This window comes from Microbacterium sp. NPDC080005, assembly GCF_040702445.1.
GTDB classification, from domain to species: Bacteria; Actinomycetota; Actinomycetes; order Actinomycetales; family Microbacteriaceae; genus Microbacterium; species Microbacterium oleivorans_D.
In genome coordinates, this window is the sequence record NZ_JBFBLD010000002.1 from 795,391 (window position 1) to 818,377 (window position 22,987).

Annotated in this window: 24 protein-coding genes; 14 read left to right on the forward strand and 10 right to left on the reverse strand. The window is 69.5% G+C overall.

Annotated elements, in window-relative coordinates; genetic code table 11:
- Positions 1-5 precede the first annotated feature (5 nt).
- From AB0259_RS10650 to AB0259_RS10675, 6 genes are read left to right on the forward strand one after another with little or no spacing between them, the layout of a single operon-like run.
- The gene (locus tag AB0259_RS10650; RefSeq protein WP_251577220.1) at positions 6-962 is read left to right on the forward strand and encodes an ABC transporter permease; all 957 of its coding nucleotides are present in this window, start codon (positions 6-8) and stop codon (positions 960-962) included.
- On the forward strand, positions 959-1,813 hold the full coding sequence (locus AB0259_RS10655) for an ABC transporter ATP-binding protein (protein WP_366221775.1): 855 nt from the start codon (positions 959-961) through the stop codon (positions 1,811-1,813). Before AB0259_RS10650 ends, AB0259_RS10655 begins: the two co-directional genes overlap by 4 nt.
- Positions 1,810-2,619, forward strand: coding sequence for an ATP-binding cassette domain-containing protein (locus AB0259_RS10660; RefSeq protein ID WP_366221773.1), 810 nt, complete (start codon positions 1,810-1,812; stop codon positions 2,617-2,619). Before AB0259_RS10655 ends, AB0259_RS10660 begins: the two co-directional genes overlap by 4 nt.
- Positions 2,616-3,647, forward strand: coding sequence for an acetylxylan esterase (locus AB0259_RS10665; RefSeq protein ID WP_366235822.1), 1,032 nt, complete (start codon positions 2,616-2,618; stop codon positions 3,645-3,647). The genes AB0259_RS10660 and AB0259_RS10665 overlap by 4 nt, the downstream gene beginning before the upstream one ends.
- 36 nt (positions 3,648-3,683) lie before the next feature.
- On the forward strand, positions 3,684-4,829 hold the full coding sequence (locus tag AB0259_RS10670; protein ID WP_366235823.1) for an ROK family transcriptional regulator: 1,146 nt from the start codon (positions 3,684-3,686) through the stop codon (positions 4,827-4,829).
- 9 nt (positions 4,830-4,838) lie between these two features.
- Positions 4,839-5,558, forward strand: coding sequence for a peptidase E (locus AB0259_RS10675; RefSeq protein WP_366221769.1), 720 nt, complete (start codon positions 4,839-4,841; stop codon positions 5,556-5,558).
- Positions 5,559-5,574: 16 nt separating this feature from the next.
- Here AB0259_RS10675 and AB0259_RS10680 read toward each other — a convergent pair whose 3' ends face one another.
- Positions 5,575-6,573 (reverse strand): adenosine deaminase, encoded by a 999-nt coding sequence (locus tag AB0259_RS10680; protein ID WP_366221767.1) that lies wholly within the window; start codon positions 6,571-6,573, stop codon positions 5,575-5,577.
- 53 nt (positions 6,574-6,626) lie between these two features.
- The gene (locus AB0259_RS10685) at positions 6,627-7,097 is read right to left on the reverse strand and encodes an Asp23/Gls24 family envelope stress response protein (protein ID WP_366221765.1); all 471 of its coding nucleotides are present in this window, start codon (positions 7,095-7,097) and stop codon (positions 6,627-6,629) included.
- 137 nt (positions 7,098-7,234) lie between these two features.
- Between AB0259_RS10685 and AB0259_RS10690 the strand changes: the two genes are divergently transcribed.
- The 4 genes from AB0259_RS10690 (at position 7,235) to AB0259_RS10705 (ending at position 9,621) form a co-directional block, all read left to right on the forward strand.
- On the forward strand, positions 7,235-7,732 hold the full coding sequence (locus tag AB0259_RS10690) for a DUF805 domain-containing protein (RefSeq protein WP_251577205.1): 498 nt from the start codon (positions 7,235-7,237) through the stop codon (positions 7,730-7,732).
- A gap of 41 nt (positions 7,733-7,773) precedes the next feature.
- Positions 7,774-7,935, forward strand: a complete 162-nt coding sequence (locus tag AB0259_RS10695) for a hypothetical protein (RefSeq protein WP_251577203.1) — start codon at positions 7,774-7,776, stop codon at positions 7,933-7,935.
- A 64-nt stretch (positions 7,936-7,999) separates the two neighbouring features.
- A complete protein-coding gene (nhaA, locus tag AB0259_RS10700) occupies positions 8,000-9,286 on the forward strand; it encodes a Na+/H+ antiporter NhaA (protein WP_366221763.1) in 1,287 nt (428 codons plus the stop codon).
- The gene (locus AB0259_RS10705; RefSeq protein ID WP_366221761.1) at positions 9,283-9,621 is read left to right on the forward strand and encodes a DUF6804 family protein; all 339 of its coding nucleotides are present in this window, start codon (positions 9,283-9,285) and stop codon (positions 9,619-9,621) included. Before nhaA ends, AB0259_RS10705 begins: the two co-directional genes overlap by 4 nt.
- A 1-nt stretch (position 9,622) precedes the next feature.
- On the opposite strand, the gene AB0259_RS10710 is transcribed toward AB0259_RS10705, so the two are convergent.
- The 3 genes from AB0259_RS10710 to AB0259_RS10720 are packed head-to-tail and all read right to left on the reverse strand — an operon-like array spanning position 9,623 to position 11,771.
- Complete coding sequence (locus AB0259_RS10710) at positions 9,623-10,012, reverse strand: ribonuclease inhibitor (RefSeq protein ID WP_366221759.1); 390 nt, start codon at positions 10,010-10,012, stop codon at positions 9,623-9,625.
- Between the two features lie 5 nt (positions 10,013-10,017).
- Positions 10,018-10,953, reverse strand: coding sequence for an aldo/keto reductase family oxidoreductase (locus AB0259_RS10715; protein WP_251578948.1), 936 nt, complete (start codon positions 10,951-10,953; stop codon positions 10,018-10,020).
- Positions 10,953-11,771, reverse strand: coding sequence for an EI24 domain-containing protein (locus AB0259_RS10720; RefSeq protein ID WP_251577195.1), 819 nt, complete (start codon positions 11,769-11,771; stop codon positions 10,953-10,955). The genes AB0259_RS10715 and AB0259_RS10720 overlap by 1 nt, the downstream gene beginning before the upstream one ends.
- A 95-nt stretch (positions 11,772-11,866) precedes the next feature.
- Here AB0259_RS10720 and AB0259_RS10725 point away from each other — a divergent pair, with 95 nt between their 5' ends.
- Together AB0259_RS10725 and AB0259_RS10730 are read left to right on the forward strand one after the other, a co-directional pair.
- A complete protein-coding gene (locus AB0259_RS10725) occupies positions 11,867-12,331 on the forward strand; it encodes a DUF2975 domain-containing protein (protein ID WP_251577194.1) in 465 nt (154 codons plus the stop codon).
- Positions 12,332-12,406: 75 nt separating this feature from the next.
- The gene (locus AB0259_RS10730) at positions 12,407-13,783 is read left to right on the forward strand and encodes an APC family permease (RefSeq protein ID WP_366221757.1); all 1,377 of its coding nucleotides are present in this window, start codon (positions 12,407-12,409) and stop codon (positions 13,781-13,783) included.
- 3 nt (positions 13,784-13,786) lie between these two features.
- Here the strand turns inward: AB0259_RS10730 and AB0259_RS10735 are convergent, their stop codons facing one another.
- A complete protein-coding gene (locus AB0259_RS10735; RefSeq protein ID WP_366221756.1) occupies positions 13,787-14,818 on the reverse strand; it encodes a LacI family DNA-binding transcriptional regulator in 1,032 nt (343 codons plus the stop codon).
- Positions 14,819-14,928: 110 nt separating this feature from the next.
- Between AB0259_RS10735 and AB0259_RS10740 the strand changes: the two genes are divergently transcribed.
- A complete protein-coding gene (locus AB0259_RS10740) occupies positions 14,929-15,864 on the forward strand; it encodes a dihydrodipicolinate synthase family protein (protein WP_251577188.1) in 936 nt (311 codons plus the stop codon).
- A gap of 133 nt (positions 15,865-15,997) precedes the next feature.
- Complete coding sequence (locus AB0259_RS10745) at positions 15,998-17,320, forward strand: Nramp family divalent metal transporter (RefSeq protein WP_366221755.1); 1,323 nt, start codon at positions 15,998-16,000, stop codon at positions 17,318-17,320.
- Between the two features lie 51 nt (positions 17,321-17,371).
- On the opposite strand, the gene AB0259_RS10750 is transcribed toward AB0259_RS10745, so the two are convergent.
- The 4 genes from AB0259_RS10750 to AB0259_RS10765 all read right to left on the reverse strand — a co-directional run bounded on the left by AB0259_RS10750 (position 17,372) and on the right by AB0259_RS10765 (position 22,984).
- Positions 17,372-19,990, reverse strand: a complete 2,619-nt coding sequence (locus tag AB0259_RS10750; RefSeq protein ID WP_251577184.1) for a chitobiase/beta-hexosaminidase C-terminal domain-containing protein — start codon at positions 19,988-19,990, stop codon at positions 17,372-17,374.
- A gap of 179 nt (positions 19,991-20,169) precedes the next feature.
- The gene (eda, locus tag AB0259_RS10755) at positions 20,170-20,781 is read right to left on the reverse strand and encodes a bifunctional 4-hydroxy-2-oxoglutarate aldolase/2-dehydro-3-deoxy-phosphogluconate aldolase (protein ID WP_366221754.1); all 612 of its coding nucleotides are present in this window, start codon (positions 20,779-20,781) and stop codon (positions 20,170-20,172) included.
- Entirely contained in the window at positions 20,781-21,506 is a 726-nt protein-coding gene (locus AB0259_RS10760; protein WP_366221752.1) for an SDR family oxidoreductase, read from the reverse strand. Before AB0259_RS10760 ends, eda begins: the two co-directional genes overlap by 1 nt.
- Positions 21,503-22,984, reverse strand: coding sequence for an FGGY family carbohydrate kinase (locus AB0259_RS10765; RefSeq protein ID WP_366221751.1), 1,482 nt, complete (start codon positions 22,982-22,984; stop codon positions 21,503-21,505). The genes AB0259_RS10760 and AB0259_RS10765 overlap by 4 nt, the downstream gene beginning before the upstream one ends.
- Between the last annotated feature and the right edge of the window lie 3 nt (positions 22,985-22,987).

Genomic DNA, 22,987 nt, shown 5'->3' on the forward strand with positions numbered 1-22,987 from the left:
TCACCATGACCTCCAACGCCGTTACCGCCGACCTGGCACTCGAAGCCCCGCCCGACCGCAGTCCGGGAGGCGGCGGTCTTCGGGCCCTGCTCCCGCGCCGCCCCGGAAAGCTCCTCGTCGGCCTGTCCATCAGCGCCGTGATCGTCGTCTTCGCCGTGGTCGGGCCCCTGCTCGCCGACGACCCGCTGCGCATCCGTGACATCGGCTTCACCCCACCGGGGGCGGAGTTCTGGCTGGGGACCAATCAAAAAGGCCAGGACATCTTCGCCCAGGTCGCGCTGGCGACCGGGAACTCCCTCATCGTCGGAGTGCTCGTCGGTCTCCTGACCCTGCTGCTGTCCGCGCTGTTCGGCATCGTCGGCACGTTCCTGGGCGGCGTCGTCGACGAGGCGTTCTCCCTGCTGTCGAACATCATGCTCGTCATCCCCGGGCTGCCCCTCCTGATGATCCTGGCGGGATACATCGAGGAGCGCGGCATCCTCGTCATCGCGATCGTCCTCGCCATCACCGGCTGGGCCGGGTCGGCGCGGGTGCTGCGCGCCATCACGCTCAGTGTGCGCAGCCGCGACTACGTCGCCGCCTCCCGCGTGAGCGGTGAGCGCACGTGGCGCATCGTCGCCGTCGAGATCCTGCCGAATCTCCTTCCGATCCTCGCGTCGCAGTTCATCTTCGGCGTCATCGCCGCGATCCTCGCCGAGGCGGGGCTGTCCTACCTGGGCCTCGGAGTGGTCGACGACTACACCCTCGGGCGCATCCTCAATGAGGCCCAGATGGGAGGAGCGCTGCGCGCCGGGGCGTGGTGGTGGTTCATCCCGCCGGGGCTGATCATCGCCGCGCTGGGTGCGGCGCTGTCGCTCATCAACTTCGCCCTCGACGAGGTCGTCAACCCGAAGCTGCGTGTGCAGCCGGTGCACAAGACCGGACGCACTCGCACGCGCCGTCAGGCGGTGAGCGTCTCGTGAGCGCCCCCGTCCTGAAGATCCAGGGGCTGTCCGTCGACTACGCGGTCGAGCCGCGGGTGCACGCCCTCGCCGACGTCGACCTGGAACTCCATCGCGGAGAGGTCCTCGGGATCGCGGGGGAGTCGGGGTGCGGCAAGTCGACCCTCGCCTATGCGGTGACCCGCCTGCTCAAGCCTCCCGCGGAGGTCGTCTCCGGAGAGGTGCACTTCCTCGCCGACGGGGAGGACGTGCGGATCGATCAGCTCGAGGGCGAAGCCCTCCGTCGCTTCCGCTGGGACCGCATCTCCATGGTGTTCCAGGGGGCGATGAACGCCCTCAACCCGGTGCTGAGCATCGGAGCGCAACTGGGGGATGTGTTCACCACCCATCGTCCGGGCATGAAGGATGCCGAGCGCCGAGCTGCGTGCGCGCGACTCCTCGAGAAGGTGGGCGTGCCGGCCGATCGACTCACGGTCTATCCGCATCAGCTGTCGGGCGGGATGCGTCAGCGCGTCATGATCGCCATGGCCCTCGCGCTCGATCCGCCCGTCATGATCATGGACGAGCCGACGACGGCGCTCGACGTCGTCGTGCAGCGGGAGATCCTCGATGAGATCCTGCGGCTTCGTGACGAGTTCGGGTTCGCGGTGATCTTCATCACCCACGACCTGCCGCTGCTGCTGGAGATCAGCGACCGCATCGCCGTCATGAGGGAGGGCCGCATCACCGAGCTCGCGCCCACTCGACGGCTCTACGAAGCACCTGAACACCCCTACACCCGCGAGCTCCTGCGCTCGTTCCCGAGTCTCACCGGCGATCAGGGCGGGTTCGTGCGCACCGGTGCGGTGCGTGTCGTCGAGGAGGAACGATGACCGAACTGGACGTGCGGAACGTCACGAAGATCTACCACTCGGTGGGCCGAGCGCGCGCGGTGACGGCGGTGTCGGATGTCGACCTCACCCTCACGGCGGGGCGGACCGTCGCCCTCGTGGGCGAGTCGGGCAGCGGCAAGTCCACGATCGCGAAGATGCTGCTCCAGCTGGAACGGCCGACCTCTGGCGAGATCCTCCTCGACGGCGAGCCGATCGCGCGGCACGGGCGCGGGCTGGACCGGTACCGCGCGGCCGTGCAGATGGTGTTCCAGGACCCGTTCGCATCCCTCAATCCGTTCCACACCGTCGGTCACCACCTCGCTCGGCCGTTGCTCGTGTCGGGCCGGGCGCGCGGCGCGCGCGATACCGAGCACCGGGTCGCGGAGCTGCTCAGCCGCGTCCGACTGGATCCCGCGCTCGCCTCCCGTCGTCCGCACGAACTCTCAGGTGGTCAGCGACAGCGGGTCGCGATCGCTCGGGCGCTGGCACCCGAGCCGCGGGTGCTGATCGCCGACGAGCCGGTCTCGATGCTCGACGTGTCGATCCGACTGGGGGTCCTCAACCTCCTCGCGGACCTGCAGCGCGAACGCGACCTGGCGGTGCTCTACATCACCCACGATCTCGCCACGGCACGCCACTTCAGCGACGAGATCCTCGTCATGTACCGCGGTGAGATCGTCGAACGGGGGCGGAGCGATCAGGTGATCCTCCACCCGACGCACCCGTACACCCAGAGGCTCGCGGCCGCGGCGCCCGACCCGCGCCGCCGGTTCGCGGCTCAGCAGGGAACCGGCACCGCCTCGTGAACGTCGATATGCCCTACGACGCCCTCCGTGCCTACGAGTACCCCGGTGCGGAACCCGTGGACTTCGACGCCTTCTGGCAGACCTCGCTCGACGAGGCGGCGCAGCATCCGCTCGACCTGCGGGTCGAGCCGGTCTCGACGGAGTTCCCCGTGCTGTCCGTGTGGGACGTGACCTTCAGCGGGTTCGGCGGACATCCCATCAAGGCATGGCTGAAACGTCCCGTCGCGGCATCCGGTGATCTGCCGCTCGTCGTGGAGTACGTCGGGTACGGCAGCGGACGCGGCGACGTCCTCGACAACACCTTCTGGGCGCTGGCCGGCTTCGCCCACCTGGTGATGGACGTGCGGGGGCAGGGCGCGAACGGGATGCCCGGAGACACCCCCGATCCCGTGGGCAGTGGCCCGGCGTTCCCGGGTTCGATGACCCGCGGCATCCTCGACCCGCACGACTACTACTACCGGCGGGTCTACATCGATGCCGCGCGGGCCGTGGATGCGGCACGCCGCCTCCCGGGTGTCGACCCGACCCGCGTCGCCGTGGCCGGCGGCTCCCAGGGCGGCGCGCAGGCGCTGGCGGCAGCCGGTCTGTGCCGGGATCTCGCGGGGGTCGTCGCCTTCGTCCCGTTCCTCAGCGCCTTCGAGCGTGCCCTCGAGATCACCGACGTGCACCCGTACGCCGAGATCTCGCGCTACCTTCGCGTGCGGCGGGGCGACGTCGCGCAGGTGCATCGGACCCTCGCCTACGTGGACACGGTCCACCATGCGCGTCGCGCGACCGCGCCCGCTCTGTACAGCACGGCGCTCGCCGACTCCACGTGCCCACCCTCGACCGTGTTCGCATCGTTCCGGGCGTACGGGGGCGACAAGCGGATCGAGGTCTGGCCGTACAACGGTCACGAGGGCGGCGGCTACGACGATCTGCGCCTTGCGGCTCGCTTCCTCGCCCCGCTGCTGCGAGGCGAGCCCGTCGACGCGGGAGGTTCCGCAGAGGTCGTGCTCCGACGCGAACCACTCGAGGCGGCAGACTGAGATCCGACGGACCCATGCACGAACAGGAGGCCATCGGTGGCGAAGAGCAGCTCTAGCACGCGCGGACGGGTGCTGGATCTGATCCGGGCGCAGGGTCCGGTGAGCCGGATCGAGCTCGCGGAGCTGACAGCACTGACGCCGGCGGCGATGACCGGCATCGTCCGAGACCTCCTCGCCGCTGATCTCGTCACGGAGGTCGGCGCGGGAGCACCCACCGGCGGCAAGCGGCGGATGCTGCTGCAGCCCAACCCCACGGCGCAGTTCGCCGTGGGGATCGAGCTCGGCTTCGTGCGCGTCCATTGCGTCCTCGTCGATCTGCTCGGCCGCCCGATCTCGTCGGTCGAACTCCCCGGCGCGGGTGAGGCGGACCCCGAGTCGGTGGTGGAGCGGGTCGCGGCGGCCTTCGCCGACCTCGTCGCGGACGCCGGGGTCGACGCCGCGCGGCTGGTGGGGATCGGGCTCGTCGCCCCCGGGCCGATCGACCTCTCGCACGGCCGTGCGGTGCAGCTGCCGACCCATCAGCAGTGGCAGGAGTACCCGTTGCGCGACCGCCTCGCGGAGCTCACCGGCCTCCCGGTCTGGTTGGGGAACGATGCCAACGCTGCGGCGGTCGGCGAGCACTGGACGGGTGCCGCCGGATCGGCCCGTGCGTTCGCCACCGTGCACATGGGAGTGGGGATCGGTGCCGGCCTGATGGTCGGAGGCGAGCTGATCCTCGGCGCGAGTTCGAACGCGGGCGAGATCGGTCACATGTCCGTCGACGCCGATGGCCCACGCTGCCACTGCGGCGCACGGGGATGCGTCGAGCTGATCGCCGCCCCCTTCACCGTCGAGCGGCTGTACCGCATCGCGACCGGCGAGGCGGTGGACTCCGCCGAGATCGGTGCTCGTGCTCTCGCGGGCGAGGGTGACGCGCTCGTCATCATGGAGGCCGCGGCGGATGCGGTCGCGACGGCGCTCGTCAGCCTCGCGAACGTCCTCGACCTCGATCTCGTCGTCTTCACGGGTCCGGGTTTCGGGCCCGCCTTGGAGCTGTTCCGTCATCGCGCCGCGCACCACCTCGACCGGGCCTTCCTGTCGCGGCGTTCCCACGAGGTCGACGTCCGCGTTTCCGCGCACGCCGCCGATGCCGCCGCCCTCGGCGCGGCGTCCCTCGTTCTCAAACAGACACTGACGGCATAGGAGGCTCCGATGAGCACTCTCGGTACGATCGTCGCGACGTGCGGCGGGTGGTCACCTGCGGCATGGGGCGACGTGGAGCTCAGTCCGGTACAGCGGTACGCCATCGACCTCGCGGGTGTGGCGGGGCGACGTCCCCGGGTCGCCTTCGTCAACACGGCGTCGGGCGACCAGCGCGGTGATGAGGGCCGTGAACTCGCCGCGGCGGCCGCCGCGGGAGTGGATGCGGTCCACGTGCGCCTCTTCGGACGCAACCAGCCCGATCTCGACGAAGTCATCGGGGGATGCGACGTGGTGTGGGTGGGCGGAGGAAGCGTGACGAATCTCCTGGCGGTGTGGCACGCACACGGGCTGGATCGCGTGCTGCGCGGCGCGTGGCAGCGGGGTGTCGTGCTGGCCGGTACCTCCGCGGGGGCCATCTGCTGGCACGTCGGCGGTCCGACGACGTCGACGGGCGGGTTGACCGTGGAAACCAGCGGTCTCGGCCTGATCCCAGGTTCGGTCGGAGTGCATTACGACTCGCAGCCCGGGCGGCGCCCCGCGCTCCACGCGGCGGTCGCGGGGGGCGTGCTCCCCGACGGTTTCGGCCTCGATGAGGGTGCCGCCGTCGTGTATCGCGGCACCGAGCCTGTCGAGTACCTCAGCGAGAATCCCGCGGGAGCGGTCTACCGCGTGCGCCGGTCGCGCGAGCGCGCCACCGAAGAACGCCTGCCGACGCGCCTGCTCGTCTGACCGCTGCGCATGCGTGTCAGGCGGATGCCGCCCACGCTCGGATCTCTGCGATGAGAGCGGCCTTTCGCGCGGCATCCGCGAACGACGCCTCGATCGAGTTCTCGGCGAGCTGCGCCAGTTCGGTCGTGTCGAAGCCGAGCGAGGCGACGGCGGCGTAGTTGTCGCCGATGTACCCCCCGAAGTACGAGGGGTCGTCGGAGTTGATCGTGACGACGACGCCCGCCTCGACGAGGCGGCGCAGCGGATGCGCGGCGAGGTCGGGCACGGCCCGCAGCCGCACGTTCGACAGAGGGCACACGGTGAGCGGCACCCGGTGTTCGGCGAGGTGCGCGATCAGGTCGGGGTCGTCCACAGCTCGGATGCCGTGGTCGACCCGCTCGACCTCGAGCTCCCGCAGCGCCTCCCAGACGTACGCCGCGGGACCCTCCTCACCGGCGTGGGCGACGCGATGCAGCCCGAGCTCGGCGGCACGGCGGAACACGCCTTCGAAGAGCGACGGCGGGTAGCCGACCTCCGCCGAGTCCAGACCGATGCCGAGGATCTCGTGCGCACGGGGCGCGATCTCGTCGAGGAGCGCCTCTGCGGAGGCGACCGGCTGGTCACGGACGATGCAGACGATGAGTCCGCCGGTCATGTCGAAGTGGTCGGCTGCCGTCCGGAGACCGGCCAGCAGCCCGTCGATGACGACGTCGACCGGGACGCCGTTCGCGGCGTGGACCTGCGGGTCGAAGAACATCTCGACGTGCCGCACGCCCTCGGCCGCTGCCCGCTCGAGGTAGGCCACGGCGAGCTCCTCGAAATCCCGAGCGGTGCGCAGTGCGGTCATGCAGGAGTAGTAGAGGTCGAGGAACGACTGCAGGTCCGTGAAGTCGTAGCGGGCGCGGAGGTCGTCGATGTCGGCGAACGGCAGCAGGACGCCGTTGCGCCGCGCGAGGGAGAACGCGAGCTCCGGCTCGAGCGTCCCCTCGATGTGCAGGTGCAACTCGGCCTTCGGGAGGGTGCGCAGATCCGTCACGGGGAGCCATCGTACGCACCCTCCCGGATCGGCCGGGTGGGCGAGGTGCCGGATCAGGCGACGCGCGGCTCGTCCTGCTCGTCGGACTCGTCCTCGATGTGGACGTCGTGGATCTCGACGTTGACCTCGACGACTTCGAGCCCGGTGAGACGGTGCACGGAGCCGGCGACCGAGCTGCGGACCCCGTCGGCGACACGGCCGATCGGAGCCGGGTACTCCACGACGACCTTGAGGTCGATCGCCGCCTGCGTCTCGCCGACTTCGACCTTGACGCCCTGCGTCAGGTCGGTCGCGTTGATCGCGTCGCGGATCGCGCCGAGGGCGCGAGCGCCGCCGCCGCCCAGCGCGTAGACGCCGGTCACTTCGCGCGCGGAGATGCCGGCGACCTTGGCGACCACGCCGTCGGCGATCGTGATGGTGCCCGCGGTGGTCGGGGCGTCCGTCCCGCGTGCCCCGGGTGCACGGTCGACGCGAGCGGCAGGAGCCGCAGCGGACGGGGTGGTGGTCTTCTGGTCCTCGGCCATGTCACTGTCCTTCTCTGTGTCTGTGGGGGCGGGATGTTCCGCCGCTGTACATGAGAGGGATCCCGACCGGAAGTCGTCACAAAAAAGTGCGACATCCGCCACGATGGAGCCACGCAGTCGACGCGCTGGAGGAACACATGTCCTACGCCCCGCCCCCGCCGCCCTCCCCGTACGGCCGACCGACGCCCCCCGCTGCCGGTCCCGGCCAGCCGCCCCTCGAGTGGCCCCATTACGGGGCGACGTTCACCCAGGCGTTCGTGCGGTACTGGAAGAAGTACGCCACCTTCACCGGCCGCGCGAGTCTCAGCGAGTTCTGGTGGATGCGACTCGCGTACCTGCTCATCGTGATCGTGCTCGTCGTGATCATGATCGGCGGGGCACTCGTCGGTGTCTCGTACGACCCGATGACCGGGGAGAGCCAGCCGGGCCCGCTGATCGCGGTCGGCGGCATCCTCCTGGTCCTCTTCATCATCGCGACGATCATCCCGGATGCCGCTCTCACCTGGCGCCGGCTGCACGACGCGAACCTGCCTGGGCCGCTCTTCTTCCTCTCGTTCCTCCCGGGTGTCGGCGGCATCGTCCTCCTCGTGTTGACGCTGCTGCCGACCAATCCCGCCGGCCGTCGCTTCGGCTGAGGCACCGGTCGACGCCCGGCCCGCGCCGGTACGATGGGGGCATGACGATCACGGCCCGCTACCGCCTCGAGCGGGCGCTGCCGTCGGCGATCGGGATCCGCACCCTCACCGCTCCGCAGCACCCGGGCACGAACGGATGGGTGAGCGAGTGGGGCACCAACGCGCACGGTGAGATCGCCGGCTGCCCGCCGTCGGGGTTCTGACCCGCACCGCTTGTCGGTGCGCCCTTCAGCGACCCTCGATCACCGACGCGGAAAGCGATCCGTCATGTCCACTTCCCCCTCCTCCCGCACCGCCCCCCATGAGATCTGGCGCGGAATCCGGCAGACCGTGCAGACCGACACGTTCGGCGGCATCCTGCTGCTCGCCGCGACCGTCGCGGCCCTCGTCCTCGCCAACTCGCCCGCCGCGGCCTGGTACACCGGCCTGCGCGAGGCGTCCTTCGGGCCCGAGGCGCTCCACCTCCACCTGACCGTCGCGCACTGGGCGGCCGACGGACTGCTCGCGATCTTCTTCTTCGTCGTCGGGCTCGAACTGAAGGAGGAGATCGTCGCGGGGCGGCTGCGCTCGCCGCGCATCGCTGCGGTCCCCGTGATCGGCGCGCTCGGGGGTGTCATCGTCCCGGCACTCATCTTCACCGCGTTCACGGTGGCGGTGCCGGGCGACGCGGTGCGGGGATGGGCCATCCCGACGGCGACGGACATCGCCTTCGCGATCGCGGTCTTCGCCGTCGTCGCGAAGGGGCTGCCGCCCGCGCTGCGTGTCTTCCTGCTCACCCTCGCCGTCGTCGACGACCTGTTCGCCATCACGATCATCGCGACGGTCTACACCGACGACCTGCAGCCCGTGTGGCTCGCTGCAGCGATCATCCCGCTCGTCCTGTTCGGGCTGGCGGTGCGTCGCGGCATCCGGCACTGGTGGGTGCTGATGCCGCTCGCGATCGTCACGTGGGGGCTGGTCCACGCGTCGGGCGTGCACGCGACGATCGCCGGTGTGCTGCTGGCCTTCACGGTTCCCGCGACGGTGACGCCGCGCGCCCGGGTGCAGGTGGGGACGGATGCCGACGGCGCCCCGATCCACGATGCGTTCACCGCGCACTTCGCGGACCGCTTCGGTCCTATCTCCACGCTCGTCGCCATCCCCGTGTTCGCGTTCTTCTCCGCGGGGGTCACGGTCGGCGGCTGGGACGGCCTGGTCTCGGCGTTCGCAGACCCGGTGACCCTCGGCATCCTCGTCGGGCTCGTGCTGGGCAAGCCGATCGGCATCCTCCTCGCGGTGTTCCTCCTCACCCGGATCCCCTCGGTGCGGCGGACGTTCGAGCTGCGGTGGGGCGACATGCTGGGCGTGGGTCTTCTCGCCGGTATCGGGTTCACCGTCGCTCTGCTCGTGGGGGAACTGTCCTACGGCGTGGGCTCCCTCGAGGACGATCACGCGAAGATCGGCATCCTCACCGGATCGGTGATCGCCGCGATCGTCGGCGGAGCGGTGCTCGCCTGGCGCGCGCGACGTGTGCGGCAGACTGAGACGACATCCCCGTCCGGAGGAGCCCTGTGAGCCGCGCGCAGCCGACACCCGCGATGTATCAGCGGAACGCCCTCGCGCCGAGCCTGCTGGCCGCGGCGGTCCTTTTCGTCGCGCCGGCGCTGCTCGAGAGCGACTGGTTCCTCACCGTCCGGTTCGTCGCCACGATCTTCGCGCTCATCATCGGATGGTTCGCGGTGCAGGCGCGGCACTGGTGGTGGGTGCCGATCATGCTCGCTGTCGCGGTGATCTGGAACCCGATCTTCCCCTTCGCGTTCGCGGGTGCGATCTGGAGCGCCGCCCAGGTCGCGGCCGCGTTCGTCTTCCTCGCCGCCGGCGCGACGATCAAGATCCGGCGCCAGACGTGACTCAGCGGAGGTCGAGCGCGACCTGCGGGTGGGCGGCGAAGACGTCGAGCACCCGGTCGAAGTAGGTCGCGCCGGTCCCCGCGCGAAGGTCGTCGAGCTGATGCTGGATGGTCTCGGACCGGAACGTGCCCGGCTGCGCCAGCTTCCTCCGCAGCCATCGTTCGGTCTCGGCGAGGCCGAGGGTGCTCCGACTGCGCGACGCATCTCGCCAGACCACCTGTGCGGCGTCATCGTGCGCGAGCGACCCGTAGCCGCCGTACAGCAGGTCGTCCAGCGCGTCGAGGCTGGCGCCCAGCTGCCAGTCCTCCCCGGCCATGAAGACACGGTTCAGTTCGGCGTAGAGATCGGGGATGCCCCGGATGCGGCTTCCCTCGATGACGTAGTCAGCCACGCGGGTCAGGGCACCTTGTGGCCCGCGGCCGAGATGAGGCCGTACCACTCGGCGCGGGTGAGGGGGATGTCGGAACCGGCCGCGGCATCCGTCACCCGCTGCGGGTTCGTCGTGCCGAGCACGACCTGCATGTGCGCGGGATGCCGGGTGATCCAGGCCGTGGCGATCGCGAGCGGCGTCACGTCGTATTTCGTCGCGAGGCGGTTGAGAAGGGTGTTCAGCTCGGGCAGTTCGGGGGCGTCGAAGATGACCCCGTCGAAGAACCCCTTCTGGAACGGCGACCAGGCCTGCAGCGTGATGCCGTTGATGCGTGCATAGTCGACGAGCCCGCCGCCGTCCCGCGTGATGGAGTCGTCCTCGCCGGCCATGTTCGATGCGAGACCCTGGGCGACGATGGTCGAGTGCGTGATCGACAGCTGCACCTGATTCGCGACGATCGGCTGGGTCACGGCCGTCTTCAGCAGATCGATCTGCCGAGGCGTGTGGTTCGATACGCCGAAGGCGCGGACCTTCCCGGAAGACTCGAGGTGGTCGAAGGCGCGGGCGACCTCCTCGGGCTCGACGAGCGCGTCGGGGCGGTGGAGCAGGAGGATGTCGATCCGATCGGTGCCGAGCGCCTGCAGCGACTCTTCAGCCGAGGCGACGATGTGCTCGTACGAGTGGTCGAAGTGCCACTCGTCCGGCACGATGCCCGTCTTGGTCTGGAGCGTGATCTCGTCGCGTTCAGCCGGGCTGAGGCGCAGCGCCTCGGCGAAGCGGCGTTCGCAGCCATGGCGCGAGCTGCCGTACAGGTCGGCGTGGTCGAAGAAGTCGACACCGGCCGCGCGGCAGGCGTCGTAGAGCTCCCGGATCGCGGCATCCGACATCTCCTCGATCCGCATCATCCCGGCGACGATGTTCGGGACCGTGCGGTCGGTGGGTCCGAGGGGGACGAGGCGCATCATCGTGCTCCGTTTCTCCGCCGAGGCGGCGGGGTCGACTCCCCAGCATGGTCGACGGAGGCCCGCGCGTCGAGCAGGGTGCGCGCGAGCACAGTGGACCCGGCGACCGCGGCGGGCATCGTGATGACGGCGCCCAGAGGGATCAGGAAGCAGAGCTGGGTCGCGACACCGAAGCCCAGCACCCGCGCGCGCTGACCGCGACGCAGGTCGCGGCGGGCCGCGGCGTCCAGTCCTCGCGCGGCGAGGGCGCGGGAGGTGAGCTCGTCCGCGAGGAGCCAGCCGGTGAGGGAGGCGCCGACGATCGCGCCGAGGGCGGTGCCCACGACGGGGATCAGCCCGACGAGACCCGCGACGACCGCCGCGAGGAGCCCTCGGAGGATGAGTCCGATGCTGTCTCCGATCGACCGCCAGAACCCGTAGTCGGATTCCGGGGGAGCGTCGCCGAGGTGCCCCTCGACCGATCGCCAGATGCGTTCGTAGAACGGGTCGCCGACCAGCAGGGTGAGCGCGGTGAACGACACGACGGCGAGCACGATCGCGCCGCCGACGAGTGCCGCGCCCACACCGAACCGCACGAGCGAGGCGAAGAACTCCGACCACGTGTCGGCGAAATGCGTGAGCGCGGTCACGATGTCGCCCACGAAGACGATCAGGGTGACGATTCCCGCCAGGAGCACGATGCCGACGATCGCGGCCGGAATCAGCCCCAGTGCCATCGCACGGGGCAGTCGACCCCAGAACGCGAAGCCGCGACCGAGATCTCCGACCCCTCGGAAGAAGGAGGCGACCGGATGGCGCGCGGGCGGGGAAGTCGTCATGCCCCCATCCTGCCGTGCACAGGCCATGACGGGACCTGTGGCGCGAGCACCGTTTATCGACATAGAGTGATCGACAATCGATAGATGGGGTGCGCATGTTCGCTCTCGGCAAGGCGGGCGCCGGTTTCCTGTTCACGGTGATCGTCATCCTGCAGATCTGGGTCGTACCTGACCTCATCAACGGCGTGGTGCAGGTGATGCCGGAGGTCTCCGGGCTGCGGGACGCGGGGGCGGTGCTCCTCGCCATCCTGCTCCTCTGTGGGCAGCTCGCCCTGGTCTGCGTGTGGCGGCTGCTGACGCGCGCTGATCACGGGCGCATCTTCGAGGACGGAGCGATCCGCTGGGTCGACGCGATGATCGGGTGCGTCGCCGCGGCGATGCTCGTCGTGATCGTCGGGTGCGGGATTCTCGTCGGCGCGGGTGCCGGGAATCGGTTCGTCGTGTGGATGACGTTCCTCGCTCTCATCCTCGGTGTCGGCGTCGCGCTCCTCGTCGGGGCGCTGCGTGAGGTGCTGCGGAACGCGGTGAACCTGCAGGACCAGGTCGGCGCAGGCGGGTGATCGGTTCCTCATGCACGTCGCGCCCGGTCGCACCAGGGGTTGCTTCGCGCGCGGGGTTTCGGTTGGAGTGGTGCGATGACAAACGACACCACGGCTGCACCCGCCCAGGAGAAGCCCGGGCTGAAGCGCGCGGTCGGTACGTGGCTGCTCTTCGCCTTCATCGTCGGTGACACCCTCGGTGCAGGGATCTACACGCTCGTCGGCACGATGGCGACCGACGTGGGCGGCGTCATCTGGCTGCCCTTGCTCATCGCGCTCGTCGTCGCGCTGCTCACGGCCGGGACGTACGCGGAGCTGATCACCAAGTACCCCCACGCCGGCGGCGCGGCGCGTTACGTCGACAAGGCCTTCGGCATCCCGTTCCTGTCGTTCCTCGTCGGATTCCTCATGATGGCCTCGGGGATCACGACCGCCGCCGCCCTGGCCAACGCGTTCGCGGGCGACTACTTCGCGTCGCTCGTCGCCATCCCGCCGGTTCAGGTCGCCATCGCGTTCATCGCCGTGCTGACCCTCATCAACCTGCGGGGTGTGAGGGAGTCGCTCGCGACCAATATGGTCGCCTCGATGATCGAGGTGTCGGGTCTCGTGATCGTCATCGTGATCGCCGCCATCGTCTTCGGCAGCGGCGGCGGAGAGCCGTCCCGCGTCTTCGAGTTCGCCCCCGATGTCGCTCCTCTGCAGGGCGCATTCGCGGCATCCATCGTCGCGTTCTTCTCGTTCCTCGGTTTCGAAGCGGCTGCGAACATGGCCGAAGAGGTCAAGAACCCGTCGCGGTCGTATCCGCGGGCGCTGTTCGGGGCCATCATCACCGCCGCCGTCGTGTACCTGCTGATCGCGATCGGCGCCGTCATCGTCGTCGAGCCGTCGCAGCTGGCGACGTCGACCGGCCCGCTCCTCGAGGTGGTCACGGCCAGCGGCCTCGCGGTGCCGGGGTGGCTGTTCAGCCTCATCGCCCTCGTCGCGATCGCCAACGGCGCGCTGCTGTTCATGGTGATGGCGAGCCGCGTCGCCTATGGGCTGGCGGAATCGGGTCTCATGCCCCACGCCTTCGGCAAGGTCCTGCCCAAGCGGCGGACGCCGTGGGTCTCGATCCTCGTCGTCGCCGGCGCGACGATGCTCCTCACGGTGGTCGGCGACATCTCGACGCTCGCCGAGACGACGGTGCTCCTGCTTCTGCTCGTCTTCCTCACCGCGAACGTGAGTGTGCTCGTGTTGAAGAAGGACAAGGTCGAGCACGCGCACTTCTCGGTGCCGCGCGTCGTCCCGATCCTCGCCATCGTCGCGAGCATCGTGCTGCTCACGCAGCAGACCGGCCTGGTCTGGCTCGCGACCGCCGGCTATGTCATCGTCGGAGCGATCCTCTTCTTCGTGGCGCGATTCAGCCGTCGCCGGGGTGACCGCAAGATCGCCGAACGGACAGGCGCGATCCCGACGGTCCGGGGCCGCGAGTAGGCGTCACCGCGTCGAGGCGACGTGGGCGGTCGACGCTCGTGGGATGAGCGTCGGCATCGCCACTCGCATCGACGCGCCCGCATCCGCAGCGAGCAGCATCTCGACGGCGGTCGTCGCGATCTGATCGAACGGTGTCCGCACCGAGGTGAGTGGCACCGGGAGCTGGGCCACCAGCGGGATGTCGTTGTACCCCACGAGTGAGAGGTCCCGACCCGGGACCAGACCGCGGTTCTGCGCCACGGTGAGGATGCCGAGGGCGAGGTTGTCGTTGGCCGCGAAGACGGCCGTGGGTCGATCGGGGCCGTCGAGCAACCGGTGTCCGGCGTCGATGCCGTGGTCGAGCCCGTAACCGACGGCGAGGATGCGCTCCTCGGGGAGCTCGATACCGGCCTCGGCCGCGGCGCGCTCGGCACCGGCGCGGCGGTCGCGCCCGCTCGAGGTGAACCACGGGCCGGTGACGACACCGATGTCGTGGTGCCCCAGGTCGATGAGGTGTCGCATCGCCAGGTACCCGCCCGTCTCGTCGTCTCCCAACGACGAAGGGCTCACGCGATCGGTACGGAGTGCGAGCACGTGCGGGACGTTCCGCTCGCGCAGCGACGCCGGCAGTCCGTCGTCGATGCGGGCGGTCGCCAGCACGACGCCGTCCACCCCGCGGTCGAGGAGCGTCTCGGTCGCGCGGCGCTCCTCGTCGGGGTCATCGCCGCAGGTCGCGACGACCGCGAAGTGGCCTCGCTGGCGTGCGGCCCGCTCGACCGCCTCGAACATGAGCGCCATGACGGCATCCGTCAGCCGCGGCACGAGGACGCCGATCGTGCCGGTCGCTCCGCGGCGCAGATTCGATGCGAAGACGTTGCGCCGGTAGCCGAGGTCGTCGGCCACCGCACGAACGCGCTGCGCCGTCGCCGACTTCGACGGCGGCGTGCGTTCGTCGAGGATGCGGCTCACCGTCGAGATGCTCACGCCCGACGCCTCGGCCACGTCGCGCAAGGTCACGGGGCCGGCGGTGCCGCCCGGTTTCGAGGTGATCGCCATTGCTCCCCCTTGACACGATCTCTGTCCGTCAGCATACTTGCAATCGTTACTGCAAACGTTCCCGCCAACGTTTTCACTCGGCGGGTCTCAACGAAGAGAAGGAGCCAACCATGGTCCTCGACCTCCGTGGTCTCAACCCCGCACCCGTCACCCCCTTCACCGAGGACGGCGCCGTCGACTACGCCGCCATCCAGCGACTCGGCTCCTGGCTCGGTTCGATCGACGGCGTGAAGAGCCTCGTCGTCCTCGGCCACGCCGGTGAGGGAACGTTCCTCACCGAGGCCGAGCAGCTCGACGTCATCCGCGCCTTCCGCGACTCCGTCGACGACAAGCTGCCGATCATCGCCGGCATCACCAAGGAGGGCAACCTCACCGCCGCCCTCGAGGCCAAGGCCGCCGCGGATGCCGGGGCCCGGGGCGCACTCGTCTACCCGTCGCACGGCTGGCTCCGCTTCGGCTTCCAGCCAGGAGCCCCGCAGACCCGCTACCGCGCGATCTGGGAGGAATCGGGGCTCGAGGAGATCCTGTTCCAGTACCCCGACAACACGAAGGCCAGTTACGACCTCGACACGCAGCTGGAGATCGCGGGTCAGGAGGGCGTGAACCACACGAAGAACGGCGTCCGCAACATGCGCCGCTGGTACACCGAGATCCCGGCGCTGCGCGCGGCCTACCCCGAACTGCAGGTGCTCTCCTGCCACGACGAGTACCTGCTGCCGACGATGTTCGACGTCGACGGTCTGCTCGTCGGCTACGGCAACATCGCCCCCGAGCTCCTCGTCGACCTCATCGCCGCCGGCAAGGCCAAGGACTACGCCGCCGCGCACGCCATCCACGAACGCCTGCTGCCCGTCACCAAGGCGGTGTACCACCGCGGCTCGCACATGGAGGGCACGGTCGCTCTCAAGTGGGGGCTGGTGAACCGCGGCATCCTCGACCACGCGACGGTCCGCGAGCCGCTGCTCCCGCTCGAGCCCGGAGCGGATGCCGAGATCGCCGCCGCGTTCGCCTCCGCCGACCTCGGCAAGGTCGGCGTCTCCGTGTGACCCGGCTTCGGGGACCGGCCGCACGCCGGTCCCCGAAGGCATGGACGGCACCGCACCCGTCGATCTACCCTGCAGTGCGGCTCTTCAGTCAACGACGACTCGGCGGCAGGACCGCCCTCCCGAAGGAGCTCCCATGAGCATCGACCGCTCGCGCACCACTCGACCCCCCGCGACCCCCGGCACCGGACACGGTCGCATCTCGACCGAGACGGTGCGGACCATCGTCGAATCCAGCCACACCCGGCGTACGTTCTGGCGCCAGCTCGCCCTCATCGGCCCGGCCTTCGTCGCCGGCGCGTGGCAGTTCGGACCCGGCAACCTGACCACCGCCATGAACGCCGGTGCGGGCTACGGGTACACCCTCATCTGGGTGATCATCGTCTCGACGATCCTCATGATCTTCCTCACCGACATGAGCGTGCGTCTCGGCATCCGAACCCCTGTCTCCCTCATCGCGTCGGTCAAAGAGCGGCTCGGCGGCTGGGTCGGCGTCGTCGCCGGCTTCGGCGTCTTCCTCATCACGCTGTGCTTCTCCGTCGGCAACGCCGTCGGCTCCGGAGTCGGTCTGTCGATGCTCATCCCCGGCACGTCGCCCGTCATGTGGACGATCATCTGCACCGTGGCGGTCGCGTCGATCCTGTTCCTGAAGGGGATCTACCGCATCGTCGAGAAGATCCTCATCGCCATCGTCGCCCTGATGGCGGTCTGCTTCATCGTCTCGGCGTTCGCCGCGAACCCCGACTGGGCCGCGGCCGGCGCGGGCCTCATCCCCGTCGTCCCCGACAACGCCTGGCTGCTGATCATCGGCCTGGTCGGCACGAACTTCTCGATCAACGCGGCCTTCTACACCTCCTACGGCACGAAGGCACGGGCGCGCACGAAGGAGGACTACCGCGACATCACCATCGTCGACACGATCCCCGGCATCGTGGCCCCCGGCATCATGACGGCCCTCGTCATCGTGGTCGCTGCGGCGGTCCTGAACGCGACGGGCACCGACGCGCCCGGCGCCTTCGGCGGGCTTGCTCGCATCTTCGAGCCGATCGCGGGCCCGGTCGGGGCGTGGATCTTCGCACTCGGCTTCTTCGGTGCGGCGTTCTCGTCGATGATCCCGAACTGCGTCGCGGGCGGCACGATGCTCTCCGACGCACTCGGCAAGGGGGCTTCGGCCGAGACGAAGACCGCGCGGCTCGGCAGCGGCTTCATCCTGATCTTCGGCGTCGCGATCACCCTGATCTTCTCCGGCTCGTCGCCGGTCGAGCTGATCATCCTCGCGCAAGCCCTCACCGTGCTCTTCGCGCCGATCCTGGCGGTGCTGATCATCGTGATGTCGAACGACAAGCGCCTCATGGGGCCGCTGCGCAACACCTGGTGGCAGAACGTGATGGGGCTCATCGGCCTGGTGTCGGTCATCGCGCTCTCCGTGCGTCTCGTGGTCAGCCTGATCGGTTCCTGACCCACCAACAGTGAAGGCCGCGACCCGCGCGGGTCGCGGCCTTCACTGGCGTCACTCGGCTTCGACGACCTTCACCGCGTCGATGAAGCCCGTGTTGTCACCGTCCACGGTCGTCGCCACGAACGAGATCGTGTGCTCGCCCGCGTCGAGCGTCACGGCATCCGTCTGGTGGAACTCGTAGGAGCCGCCCGCCGGAGCGTAGTGACCGAGCAGTTCGTCGTCGATGAAGACATCGAACTCCTGCAGCCCGCCGAAGTCGGCGCGGTTGGCCGTGTAGAAGGTCAACGCGAAGGTGCCCTGCGGGAACACGACGGTCTGGTCGATGCGGCTCCCCAGCCCGGAGTCGGTCTTCAGATAGGCGGTGCGCTCACCCTCGGGCGCGTCCTCCGCGGGGTTGAAGACACTGTTGTTGTGCTGGATGCCGGCACGTGCGCTGAACGTCCATCCGTTCACCATCGGTCCGTTCGCCGTTCCGCCCGTGGCGGGACTCTCGAACCCCGCGTTGAAGATCGTGACGATCGGCTCTTCTGCCGGGATCTCGGGGTTGACGAAGCACCGGTTGTCGCCACCCGGGTTCGGGTTGGCTCCGAACGACGCGGCCGTGCACTCGACGCCATCAGTGAAGGTGCCGTACTCGAACAGTCCGTCGGAGCCGAATGCCACGCTCGCCTCGCCGGCGAAGGCGCAGGTCCCGCCGTCCTCGTACTGGCAGAACTCGTACCCGTCGGGGGCGTTCTGCACGTCGAGCACCTTGTAGAGCCGCGACGTGATGCCCGAGTCCTCCAGGCCCGGTGCGACGGCGATCGCCCTCAGATAGGTCGTCTGGAGCGGCTCGAGGAAGATCTGCCCGGTGTAGAGCGTCGAGTCAGCGGTGGGCTCACTGCCGTCGGTCGTGTAGCGGATCTCCGCGCCCGGTGTGCCGGACGTGATCGTGACCGCCTCGACCGACGGATACAGGCCGGGCTCGAGGCTGAACACCGGCGCGTCGACCACACCCGCCTTCGGAGCAGGCGTCACGGTGATCTGCGCGACGCCGTAGTCACCGCTGCGCGTCGTCGCGCGGACGGCGACGGTGCGCTCACTGGTCACGTCGGGCGAGGTGAAGACGCCGCGCTTGTCGACGGTGCCGTTGCCCTTGCCGACGACCGACCAGGTGACCTTGCCCTTGCCGTCGATGATGTCGGACGAGAGCGCGACCTTCGATCCGCCCGAGATCGTCGACTCCGTCGGCGTGACGGCGACCTGGGTGGCGGCCGGTTCGGTCGTGTAGATCACGAAGCCGTGCTGGTCGTTCACGTCGCGGTCGGTGAAGGCCGACTTCTGCGCGTGCAGCGTGCCGCTGGATGCGGGCAGGATCGCGTTCGCTTCGGGCTGCGCAAGGGAGTCGTCGAAGGCGATGCGCGTGAACTTATCGTTCACGCGGCCGCCCTCGAAGCGCACCGTGACGTCCTTGGCTTCGCCGCCCTTCGACTCGACCAGCACGGTGAGTTCACCGTCGGCGTCGCGGAACGCGGCCGCACGGATGTCGTCGTGCGACACCGTCGTGGCCAGCACGGTGCTGTGATCCGGGATGTAGCGCATGAGGAGCCCGGCTTCGTAGAAGGCCGCCGTCGGCTCGAGGCCGAGCACGAGGGAGTCCCACATGTTGAACGCGCCGTTGGTGTCGCCCGCGGGGTCGTGCGTCATCACGCCGTTGAGCTGCCACACGAGGTTCGAGTGGACGCCGTTGTTGGCGCTCCCGATGATGTAGTTCGCGTACCCGGTCTCCCAGACGCTCGTGCCGGGGTTCGTCCATCCCATCTCGGACAGATTCAGCGGGGCGTCGCCGATCGAGCTGCGACGCTGGTCGATCGCGTCGCCGAGGAAGTCGTACGACTCGCCGTAGAGGTGGAAGGAGTACTGGTCGAAGACGTCCGCGGCGTTGTCGGCCATGTACTGCGTCCAGTCGGGTGCGTTCACCTCTTCGGGGCCCCAGATCTGCACCTGGTCACGAAGTCCGTCCTCGACGAGCTGCTCGTGGACCTTCCGCGCCATCTCGGCGTAGTAGGCCTTCTGATCGGCCGGTCCCTCGAAGTCCCAGCTCCCGTTGGGCTCGTTGTAGAACGTCAGGTAGTCGATGTTGTCGTAGCCGCGGCTGTTGACGAGTTCATCGAGCAGGGCTGAGGCCGACCGTCCATAGGCATCGAGGTCGGCCGGGGCGCTCTCATAGGGCTTCTGCACGCCGGGGTAGAGGAACCAGTCATGGACGCGCTCGCCGACCTTCCACCCGAAGTTGAGCAGGACTTCCGTCCCGGCCTGCTCGAAGGCGTCGAGGTACCGGTACACGGCCTTCATCTCAGGGCTCTCGAAGTCGTACTGTCCCTTCTCGAGCTCCATCCAGTCGATCTGGAACCAGAGGCGTGCCACCTTCGGCTGCAGGGTGAGGATGCGCTCGACATCGACCTCCCAGTCGGCGTCGTCGTAGCCCAGGGAGGTGGTTCCCTCCATGAGACTCCACGGCATGACGTTGGCGCCGATGCCGAGGTAGTCCTCCTGGACGACGTCATCGAGGTCGACCGTCACCGTCCGCTGCGCGTCGGGGTCCGCGGCTGCCGCCGGGAGGGAGGGGAGGAGTGTGGCCGCGGACAGCGCTGCTGCTGCTGCGATCGCAGGCCCGATTCGTCGTTGCACGGGGGTGCCTTCCTATCTTCATCGATAGAACGCGGTGCGGCTGGTTCGGGAGTGTCGTCGGCGACACCAGGTAGTTGCACTACGCACTTTCCTTGTCCGAGTACGCTAACCGACGACTTTCCGGGGTTCAAGAGCCCTGGGAAAGGTAGTGTAGGTAGTACAACTACCCATGCGGGGACTCACAGGGCGGCGAGGGCGCGGCGTGACAGCTCTTCGATCCGTGTGAACTCGCCGGCCTCGAGGGCATCCGACGGCACCATCCATGAACCGCTGACGGCGAAGACCGCCGCGTGCGCGAGGTAGTCGCTCGCGTTGGCGGGGGAGACCCCGCCCGAGGGCATGAAGCACGCGTCGGGAAAGGGGCCGGCGAAGGCGCGGATCGCGTCGAGCCCGCCGATCTGCTTCGCGGGGAAGAGCTTGAGGTGCCGGAGCCCACGTCCGAGGGCCTGCTGGATCTCGGTGGCCGTCGCGACACCCGGCACGAGGGGAATCCCTCGCGCCAGGCAGCGCTCCAGCACGCGCGGATCGAAACCGGGCGAGACGGCGAATCGAGCCCCCGCGTCCGCGACGTCGTCGACCTGCTCGGGGCTCAGAACCGTGCCCGCCCCCACGACGATGTCCTGGCGGTCCCGCAGCGCGTCGATCGCATCGAGGCCCGCGGCCGTCCGCAGCGTGATCTCGGCGCATCGGATGCCGCCGGCGACGAGCGCGTCAGCCAGAGGGTGCGCCGATGCGGCGTCCTGCAGGACGACGACCGGGACGATGCGGGCGCCGCCGACCGGCGAGTCCATCAGGCGTCCTGGGAGGTGGGGGCGACCACGATCTCGCGATGGCTGATGTGCTGCGGCAGCCGGTAGGCGCCGAGGATCGCGTCGGCGATGTCCTCGGGGCGGAGTCCACCCCCGATGCTGTCCTTGTACTCGAGGTAGCCCTCGAGGACGGCGCCGTCGTCGGTGTTCGACAACAGCGCGGTGTTGACCATGCCGGGCGCGACCAGCAGCACGCGCACACCATGCGCGGCGTTCTCGCGCCGCATCCCCTCGGTCATGGCGTGGACGGCGTACTTCGTGCCGTTGTAGACCGTGTGGTCGGAGTACAGCTGCTTGCCTGCGATCGAGCCGATGTTGACGATCGTGCCGTGGCGGCGGTCCTGCATGCCGGGGAGCACGAGTCGGCTGTTGTTCACCAGCGCGACGCAGTTCACCTCGAACTGCTCGCGCACGAGCGCGGGGTCGGCTTCCGCGACCGGCGAGAGCGCCATCAGCCCGGCATTGTTCACCAGCAGATCGACGGGGCCGAATCGTTCCTCGGCGCGCGCGATCGCCTCGGCCACGGCCGTCGTATCCGTCACGTCCACGGCTGCGAGCTCGGCATCGGGCAGCCCCAGCGCCCGCATCGGCTCCAGGCGCCGGGCGATGAGCAGCAGAGGGTGGCCGGCGGCGGAGAAGGCGCGCGCCGTGGCGGCTCCGATACCGGAACTGGCGCCGGTGATGACGACGAGTGGGCGATCGGTCATGGGGAAACCTCCTGAGGGGCGAGCGCTGCGCTCACCGCATCGAATCGAGCCCGGGCCGCATCGTAGGACTCGGAATGCGTGGGGGTGATGGTCTCGAGGGCGCCGTGCGCGGCATCCGCTCGCGAGAAGTCCGCCCAGATGCCCGCGCCGACGAACGCGATCGTCGCTGCGCCGAGGGTCGCGGCCTGCTGGTCGACGGTGGAGCGCTGCAGCGCGGAGCCGAGGACGTCGGCGTAGATGCCGTTCCACAGGTCGGATCGCGCGCCGCCGCCCGAGACGAGGAGAGGCTCGGTCGAGCCGCTCAGCTCTCGGATGTGGCGCAGGCTGCGGTCGAGCGAGAAGGCGATGCCCTCGAGACATGCGCGGACGAGGTCGGCCGTACCGGTGCTCAGATGCAGGCCCGACAGGATGCCGCGCGCCGCGCTGCCTCCTTCGAGCGGAGTCCCGCCCGCGAGGGTCGGGACGAACGTGACGCCGCGGGCGCCGGCGGGGGATGCCGCAGCGGAGGCGATCACGTCAGCCGGATCCGCATCGGCCGCGATCAGTCGTCGCAGCCAGTCGAAGCTCGTGCCGCTGCTGAAGGTGGACAGCGCGCTGACGAACATCCCGGGAACAGCGTGGGCGAAGACGTATGGACGAGTGGCCTCGTCGAGGACCGGCCGCGAAGACGTGACCGTGATCCAGCTCGACGATCCGAGGGCGGCGTAGATGCGGCCCTCGGCCGTGCCGCGGGAGCCGAGCGCCATGGCGGCGTTGTCGACCGCCCCGGCGAAGACGGGGATGCCGGCGGGGAGGTTCAGGGCTGTCGCCGCATCGGCCGTCAGCGTCCCGACGCGATCGTGGGAGCGGACGATCGGGGCGAAGAGACCCCTGTCGAGACCCGCGGCGGCGAGGATGTCGTCGGCGTAGTCGGCCGCGCGCAGATCGTAGGCACCCGTACCGGACGCCATGGAGTGGTCGGTGGCGAGCTCACCGGTGAGTCGGAGATTCACCCAGTCCTTCGACCCGACCAGCCGCGCCGTGCGCGCCCATCGATCGGGATCCTCCGCCCGCAGCGTCGCTGCCTTGAAGATCGGGTACAGCGGTGCGCCGAAGCCGTTGCCCGTTCGGCGGTACCACTCGCCTTCCTCGAGATGGGCGAACACATGCTCGGTCAGGCCACGGGCGTCCGACCAGATCGGGGTCGTGTCGCTCAGGGGTTCGCCCCGGGGATCGAGGGCGATGACGCCGAGGCTCTGGCCCGACAGGGCGAGCCCCGCGATACGCGTCGCCGCACCAGGGACCCGGCCGAGGAGCGCGCGCGTCGAGGAGACGACGGCATCCCACCAGTCGGCGGGGCGCTGCTCATTGCGATCCGGCGATGGGTGCAGCGTCGGGTAGGGCATGACGACCTCGGCCACCTGTTGGGCGTCGGCATCCCACAGCGACGCCTTGCACCCCCCGGTGCCGAGGTCGTAGGCGAGGACGAGCTCGGTCATGGA